The 7,247-nt window shown below is 76.3% G+C and carries 4 protein-coding genes; 2 read left to right on the top strand and 2 right to left on the bottom strand.

Annotated elements, in window-relative coordinates:
* Positions 1-259: 259 nt before the first annotated feature.
* Positions 260-1,837 carry a DUF5691 domain-containing protein gene (locus tag ACFWNV_RS38625; protein ID WP_383956697.1) on the bottom strand — a complete coding sequence of 526 codons (1,578 nt, stop codon included), beginning with the start codon at positions 1,835-1,837 and terminating at the stop codon, positions 260-262.
* Positions 1,838-2,205: 368 nt separating this feature from the next.
* A complete protein-coding gene (locus tag ACFWNV_RS38620) occupies positions 2,206-3,606 on the bottom strand; it encodes an SWIM zinc finger family protein (protein ID WP_383956694.1) in 1,401 nt (466 codons plus the stop codon).
* Positions 3,607-3,741: 135 nt separating this feature from the next.
* On the opposite strand from ACFWNV_RS38620, the gene ACFWNV_RS38615 reads away from it, so the two are divergent.
* Together ACFWNV_RS38615 and ACFWNV_RS38610 are read left to right on the top strand one after the other, a co-directional pair.
* Positions 3,742-4,848 (top strand): AAA family ATPase, encoded by a 1,107-nt coding sequence (locus tag ACFWNV_RS38615; RefSeq protein WP_383956691.1) that lies wholly within the window; start codon positions 3,742-3,744, stop codon positions 4,846-4,848.
* Complete coding sequence (locus tag ACFWNV_RS38610) at positions 4,845-7,142, top strand: DUF5682 family protein (protein ID WP_383956688.1); 2,298 nt, start codon at positions 4,845-4,847, stop codon at positions 7,140-7,142. Before ACFWNV_RS38615 ends, ACFWNV_RS38610 begins: the two co-directional genes overlap by 4 nt.
* Positions 7,143-7,247: the final 105 nt, after the last annotated feature.

Raw genomic sequence — 7,247 nt, 5'->3', positions numbered from 1 at the left:
TCCGCTGTTTTCGCCCGGGGGCTGGGGGCCGCCCCCCAGGCGGGGTCCGGGCGCAGCCCGGCACCCCTCCCAGCCCGTCCCGCGTTTGAGGACCGGGTCCGGGCAGAGCCCGGGGAACCGTGGAAGGGCGGGTAGGGGACTTCTTCCTGCAGGGCCCGCCCGGCCCGCCGCCCGCACGGCACCCCGGCGGCGGTGACGCGGCCCGCTCGGGCCGAGGCTAGGGCCGGGCAGGCTCCCTGTGCCGCGACCGCGCCAGCGGTCAGCGCGGCGGGGCCAGTTCGGCGTGCAGCGCCGCCCGCAGGCGCAGGGTGGCGACCAGGCGTTGGAAGGCTTCCGACCAGTACGCCGCCGCGCCCCCCTCCTCCACCGGCTCCGCCACCAGCGCATCGAGCCGCCCCGCCTCCCCGGGATCGAGGCACCGCTCCGCCAGTCCCATCACCCCGCTGAAGCTCCACGGGTAGCCGCCCGCCTCCCGCGCGGAGTCCAGCGCCTCGATCACCGCCCTCCCCAGCGCCCCCGCCCACGGCACCACGCACACCCCGAGCAGCTGGAAGGCCTCCGACAGCCCGTGGGCCCGTATGAACTCCGCGACCCACGCCGCCCGTTCCTCCTCGCCGAGGGTCGACAGGAGCTTCGCCCGCTCCGCCAGCGAGGCCGTCGCCGGGCCCGCCGCGGGCGGGGCGGACGCCGAGCCGAGCAGGGCCTGCGACCACGCGGGGTCGCCCTGCCGCACCGCGGCCCGGCACCAGGCCGCGTGCAGTTCCTCCGCCCAGCCCTCGGCCACCGGCAGCGCCACGATCTCCGCCGGGCCGAGCCCCCCGAACCGGTCCCGCCAGCACGACAGCGGCGCGGACTCCACCAACTGCCCCAGCCACCAGGCCCGCTCCCCGCGACCGGCCGGCGGCCGTTCGACCACGCCGTCGCGCAGCATCCCCGCATCGCATGCGGCCGGCGGGGTCACCCCTTCCGGGCCGACGCAGGCCAGCGCCCGCTCCGCCATCCGCCCGGCCAGCGCCGAGGTCGGCAGCGCGGACAGCAGCTCGGCGGCCGTCGCCCGGACATTGCGGCTGCGGTCGCCCAGTGCCCCTTCCAGGAAGGGCTCGTCGCCCGCCGACAGCCCCACCCGCAAGGAGTCGAGGAACATCAGCCGGTCCTCGGCCCGTTCGGTGGTCCACGTGGTCTCCAGCAGCCGCGGCCCGGCAGCCGGCTCGTGCGCCCGTACGAGGCCGAGCAGGGCGACCCGCTCCGCGAACAGCCCCTCCTGCCACAGCCGTTCCACCCCCGCCGCGTCCCGCGCGTCGGGCAGTTCGCCGGCGCCCCCGGATCCCCCGCGCAGTGCGAACCGCCAGTCAGGATTGAGCCGGGCCAGCCACAGCCCGCGCGTCCCGGCCAGGGCCAGCGCCTGCGGCCGGAGGTCGCTACGGGCCCGGGCGACGTCCAGCAACGCGGGCACGAGCGAGGCCGGCGCCCGGTACCCGTGCTGTCCGGCGGCGGCCAGCCACTGCGGCAGCAGCTCCGTCAGGTCCGGGGCGGCCCCCCGGCGCCCGCTGCCGCTGCCCGCCCCGGCCCGCCCCGCCAGCAGCTGCGCGAGCCGCCGCCGGGCCGCCTCCGGAGGCTCCGGACGCGGATCGCGCGGCGCGGGCTCGGGCCGGGGGCCCGCCTCGGCGGGTCTCAGCCCGGCCCGGCGCCGCAGCGTCTGCACGGCCGCGGCCCCGAGCAGGGCCTCGGGACTGCCCCGGCGCCGCTCGGTACCCAGCAGCGCGGCGCCCACCAGCTCGTCCCAGCCGGCGTCCCCGTAGCCGGCCGTGCCGGTGGTCGTGCCGGTGGTCGTGTCCATCGTGTCGGTGGTCGTGCCGGTCGTCGTGTCCGTGGTCGTGTCCGTGGTCGTGTTCACCGGATCCCCTCCCTCTTTCCCTCGTGTGCCGTGCCGTGTGCAGGTGCCCCGCTCCGGTCCCGCCCCCTCCGCGGGACCGGAGCAGCTCGATGTCCCCGTGGCACACACGGCCGCGCCTACGGCCTCAACTGGCGTGGTTGTCGTTCACGAAAGCCCCCCGGCTCACTCGTCTCGAATACGTCGGCGCCCCCGCGCCGCCGCCTTCCCCCTGCCACCCGCTGGGCCGTCTCTTTCGGATCTTGCCGGGCCCGCGACGCCAGGCACGGCACCAGACGCCGCGGGCTCGACCGACAAGATCCGAAAGAGACGACCTAGCCCAGTACCACCGGCTCCGGAGAGTCCGGCTGCCAGGCCGTCAGCGGGGTGAATCCTCGGTGTCCGCACTCGCCGAACACCGTCAACGGGCCGCCCCCCGAAAGCGCGGCCAGCTGCCACAGCCCGGTCCCGGGCCGGCTCCCGGCCCCGGTCAGGGGCACGGGCAGGGCGGACATCCCCTCCGCGTCCGCCAATTGCCAATCCGTTGCGCCCTGTTGCTCCGATCTCCCTTCTGTCTGAGTTCCCCCTCGTCGTCCCCCCGGTATGGGCACCACCGGACCGAGCACCACCGGCCAGGACTCCAGCCAGGGGTCCTCGCGCAGTGCCGCGCCGTACGCCTCCAGTGCCGCGCCCGTACTCACGCCGGCCGGCGCGGTCCGGCACGGCTCGGCCGGTGCGAACCCCTCCCCGAGGTCCGCCCGCAGCCCCGCGGAGCCGGGCCGGAAGCGGGCTTCCGCCTCCAGTACCGATCCGACGGGCAGCGCCAGTCCCGGCGGCCGTCCGGGCGGGCCGAAGTCCAGGACCAGGGCCGGCCGCCCGCTCGCCAGCCCGCGCAGCCATATCCGGCGGGTGATGAGACGGCCGTCCGGCGACGCCGTGTCGTACTGGGCCAGCACGAGCCAGTGGTCCCGTACGGCCTCGCCCTCCGTCCGGGGCTGCAGTCCCAGACGGCTGCGGACCGTCGCGGCCAGCGGTTCCGGAAGTCCGGAAACGCCCAGCCAGGCCCGGTCCAGCAGGTGCAGCAGCGCGGCCTCCTCAAGCATCCGGGCGGGCCAGCCGGTGCCGCAACTGGGTATCGTCCCCAACTCCCTTACCCGCCCGGCCAGTCCGGGCGCCTGGGCATCGACCATCCGGGCGGCGGTCTCCTCCCAGGCCGCATATCCCGCCCGCTCCTGGCCGGCGAGCCCGCCGCGCACGAGGTCCGCGAGCCGCTGTTCCAGCTCGGTGACGCCCGCGCCGATCCGGGCGGCCCGCCGCTCGGCCCGCTTGCGGGCTCCTTCCACGTCCGCCGGCCCGGCCCGGCTGGAGCCGTCGGCGGCGGTTCGCGCGGCCTTCGCCGCCCGCTCCACGAGCCACTCGTCCGCCCAGTCCGGAGCCTCGGACGGGCCGTCGAGCCCCTCCGCGGCCCAGAGCAGCAGCAGGCCAAGTGCGTGCTTGCACGGGAACTTCCGGCTCGGGCAGGAGCACTTGTACGCGGGCCCGGCCAGGTCGACGACCGTCCGGTACGGCTTGCTGCCGCTGCCCTTGCACAACCCCCACACCGCACCGGAAGCGGAACCTCCGGTTTGTGACCACGGCCCCGCCGCGCCGAGCTTGGCCCCCGCCTTGCGTGAGGCGTCGTCAGGAGCCAGAGCCAGTACCTGTTCCGCTGTCCAGCGAACCCCCTGCTCAGTCATGTGTTCCACCGTAGAGACCCCCACTGACAATCGCTCTGACCTGCAACAACACAGCCGCCGGGGGCTGTTGTCAGTGGTCGGGTGCATCGTGGTTCCAGCAGCCGTCGAGCGGCTGCGCAGCATTGGAGGGGGACCATGACCACGATCGGGAACGAGACCACCACAGAGGCACTGCGACCGCACGCCGAAGACGCCTTCGCACACGAACTGAAAGCCCTGGCGGCCGCCGACGACCGGCCCCGCCCGGCCCGCTGGAAACTCTCCCCGTGGGCCGTGGCCACGTACTTGCAGGGCGGCACGCTCGAAGACGGCACCGTCATCACACCCAAGTACGTCGGCCCGCGCCGGATCGTCGAAGTCGCCGTCACCACCCTCGCCACCGACCGCGCGCTGCTGCTCCTCGGAGTGCCCGGCACCGCCAAGACCTGGGTGTCCGAGCACCTCGCCGCCGCCGTCAGCGGAGACTCCACCCTCCTCGTCCAGGGCACCGCCGGGACCCCGGAGGAGGCCATCCGCTACGGCTGGAACTACGCACGCCTCCTCGCCCACGGCCCGAGCCGCGAAGCACTCGTACCGAGCCCCGTCATGCGGGCCATGGCCGAGGGCATGACCGCCCGCGTCGAAGAGCTCACCCGGATCCCCGCCGACGTCCAGGACACCCTCATCACCGTCCTGTCCGAGAAGACCCTCCCGATACCGGAGCTCGGCGACGAGGTGCAGGCCGTGCGCGGCTTCAACCTCATCGCCACCGCCAACGACCGTGACCGCGGGGTCAACGAGCTCTCCAGCGCGCTGCGCCGGCGCTTCAACACCGTCGTCCTGCCGCTGCCCGCCACCGCCGACGCCGAGGTCGACATCGTCGCCCGCCGCGTCGACCAGATGGGCCGCGCCCTGGACCTGCCCGCCGCCCCGGAGGGCCTGGAGGAGATCCGCCGCGTGGTCACCGTCTTCCGCGAGCTGCGCGCCGGGGTCACCGACGACGGGCGCACCAAGGTCAAATCGCCCAGCGGCACCCTGTCCACCGCCGAGGCCATCTCGGTGGTCACGGGCGGCCTCGCCCTGGCCGCCCACTTCGGGGACGGCGTCCTGCGCCCCTCCGACGTGGCCGCGGGGATCCTCGGGGCCGTCGTCCGGGACCCGGCCGCCGACCGGGTCGTCTGGCAGGAGTACCTGGAGGCCGTGGTCCGCGAGCGGGACGGCTGGAAGGACTTCTACCGGGCCTGCCGGGAGGTGACGGCATGAGCCCGGGGACGGCCGGCATGGACGCCACGGGTCCGCTGCTGCTGGGCGTACGGCACCACGGGCCCGGCTCGGCCCGTGCGGTGCGCGCCGCCCTGGAGACGGCCCGGCCCGCGGCCGTGCTGATCGAGGGACCGCCGGAGGGCGACGCCCTGCTCCCGCTGGCCGCCGACCCGGGGATGCGGCCGCCCGTCGCCCTGCTCGCCCACGCGGCCGACGACCCCGGCCGGGCCGCGTTCTGGCCGCTGGCCGACTTCTCCCCGGAATGGGCCGCCATCCGGTGGGCGCAGGAGCAGGGCGTGCCCGTCCGGTTCATCGACCTCCCGGCCGCGCACTCGCTGGCCGTGGCGGAGGCAGGCGGCGATGAGGACCAGGGGGAGGCGGCGCCCGGCTCCGTACGGCTGGACCCGCTGGCCGTACTGGCCTCGACAGCCGGGTACGAGGACCCCGAGCGGTGGTGGGAGGACGTGGTCGAACACCGCGGCGGGGCCGGACCGGCGGCCGATCCCCTGGCCGTGTTCCAGGCGCTCGGGGAGGCCATGGGCGCCCTGCGCGAGGAGTACGGAGCCGGCGGCCACCACCGGGACCTGGTGCGCGAGGCGTACATGCGGCAGCGGATGCGGGCCGCGCGCCGGGAGTTCGGCGAGGCCTACGCCGTGGTCTGCGGGGCCTGGCACGTCCCGGCCCTGCGGGCGAAGACCACCGCCGCCGCGGACAAGGCGCTCCTCACCGGGCTCCCCAAGGTCAAGGTGGAGACCACCTGGGTGCCCTGGACCCACCGGCGCCTCGCCAGGGCCGGAGGGTACGGCGCGGGCATCACCTCACCCGGCTGGTACGCACACCTCTTCGCGGCCCGGGACCGGCCCGTGGAGCGCTGGCTGACCAAGGTCGCGGGCCTGCTCCGCGAGGAGGACCGGCAGGTGTCCCCGGCCCACGTCATCGAGGCGGTCCGGCTCGCCGAGACCCTGGCCGCGATGCGGGGCCGGCCGGTGCCGGGGCTGACGGAAACCCTGGAAGCGGTCCGGGCGGTGATGTGCGACGGCTCCGACATACCGCTCGCGCTGATCGAGGACCGGCTCGTCGTCGGCGACGTCCTCGGCGAAGTACCCGACGGGGCGCCCGTCGTACCGCTCCAGCGCGACCTGACCCGGCAGCAGCGCTCGCTGCGCCTCAAGCCCGAGGCACAGGACCGCGAGCTGGAACTCGACCTGCGCAAGGACACCGACGCGGCCAAATCCCTGCTGCTGCACCGGCTGCGGCTGCTCGGCATCGACTGGGGCGTCCCGACGGCCTCCCGGGGGAGCACCGGCACCTTCCGCGAGACCTGGCGGCTGCGCTGGGAGCCGGAGCTCGCGGTCCGGGTCGCCGAAGCCGGCATCTGGGGGACCACCGTCCTCGGGGCGGCCACCGCCCGGGCCGAGGCCGACGCGGCGGGCGCCGCGGAGCTGGGCGAGGTCACCGCCCTGGCCGAGCGGTGCCTGCTGGCCGGGCTCTCCGAAGCCCTGCCCGCCGTACTGCGGGCCCTCGCCGACCGGGCGGCACTGGACACCGATGTGGCGGGCCTGGCCAAGGCACTGCCCGCGCTGGCCCGTTCGCTGCGCTACGGGGACGTACGGGGCACCGACGCGGCGGCCCTGGGGACGGTGGCGGCCGGGCTCGCCGAGCGAATATGCGTCGCACTGCCGCCCGCCTGCGCGGCCGGACTCGACGCCGACGCGGCGGAGGAGCTGCGGGGGCACGTCGACGGGGTGCACGGCGCGATCGGGCTGCTCGACGCGGAGGGGCTGCGGGAGCGGTGGGCCGCGGTGCTGCGGACACTGGCCGGCCGGGACACCGTCCCCGGGCTGATCCGCGGGCGGGCGGCGCGGCTGCTCCTCGACGACGGGCGGCTGCCGCCCGAGGAGACCGCACGCCTGATGGGGCTCTCCCTCTCCCCGGCGAGCGCGCCGGCCGACGCGGCGGGCTGGATCGAAGGGTTCGCGGGCGGCGGCTCCGGCGGCGGCACGCTGCTGGTCCACGACGAACGGCTGCTGGCGCTGATCGACGGCTGGCTGGTGTCGGTGCCGGAGCGGGCGTTCGTCGACGTGCTGCCGTTGCTGCGGAGGACCTTCGGGGGGTACGAGGCGGGTGTGCGGCGGAGCCTGGGGGAGCTGGTGCGGCGGGGGCCGGGCCGGGTGGGGGCCTCCCTGCCGGGGGCCGGCGCGGCGCCGGCCGGCTTCGGCCCGGAGCTGGATCCGGGCCGGGCGGATGCGGTGGTCGACGTGGTCCGCCTGTTGCTGGCGGGAGCGCGGGGGTGAGGGGCCCCGGCGGGGCCCGGCCGGGCGCGGGCGGGCTGCGGTGGCCGCTGCGCGGGGCGGAGTCCCCTACCCGCCCTTCCACCGTTCCCCGGGCTGCGCCCGGAC

The sequence above is a fragment of the Streptomyces sp. NPDC058401 genome (assembly GCF_042722885.1).
Lineage (GTDB): Bacteria > Actinomycetota > Actinomycetes > Streptomycetales > Streptomycetaceae > Streptomyces.
This window is presented reverse-complemented; position numbering and strand designations above follow the sequence as displayed.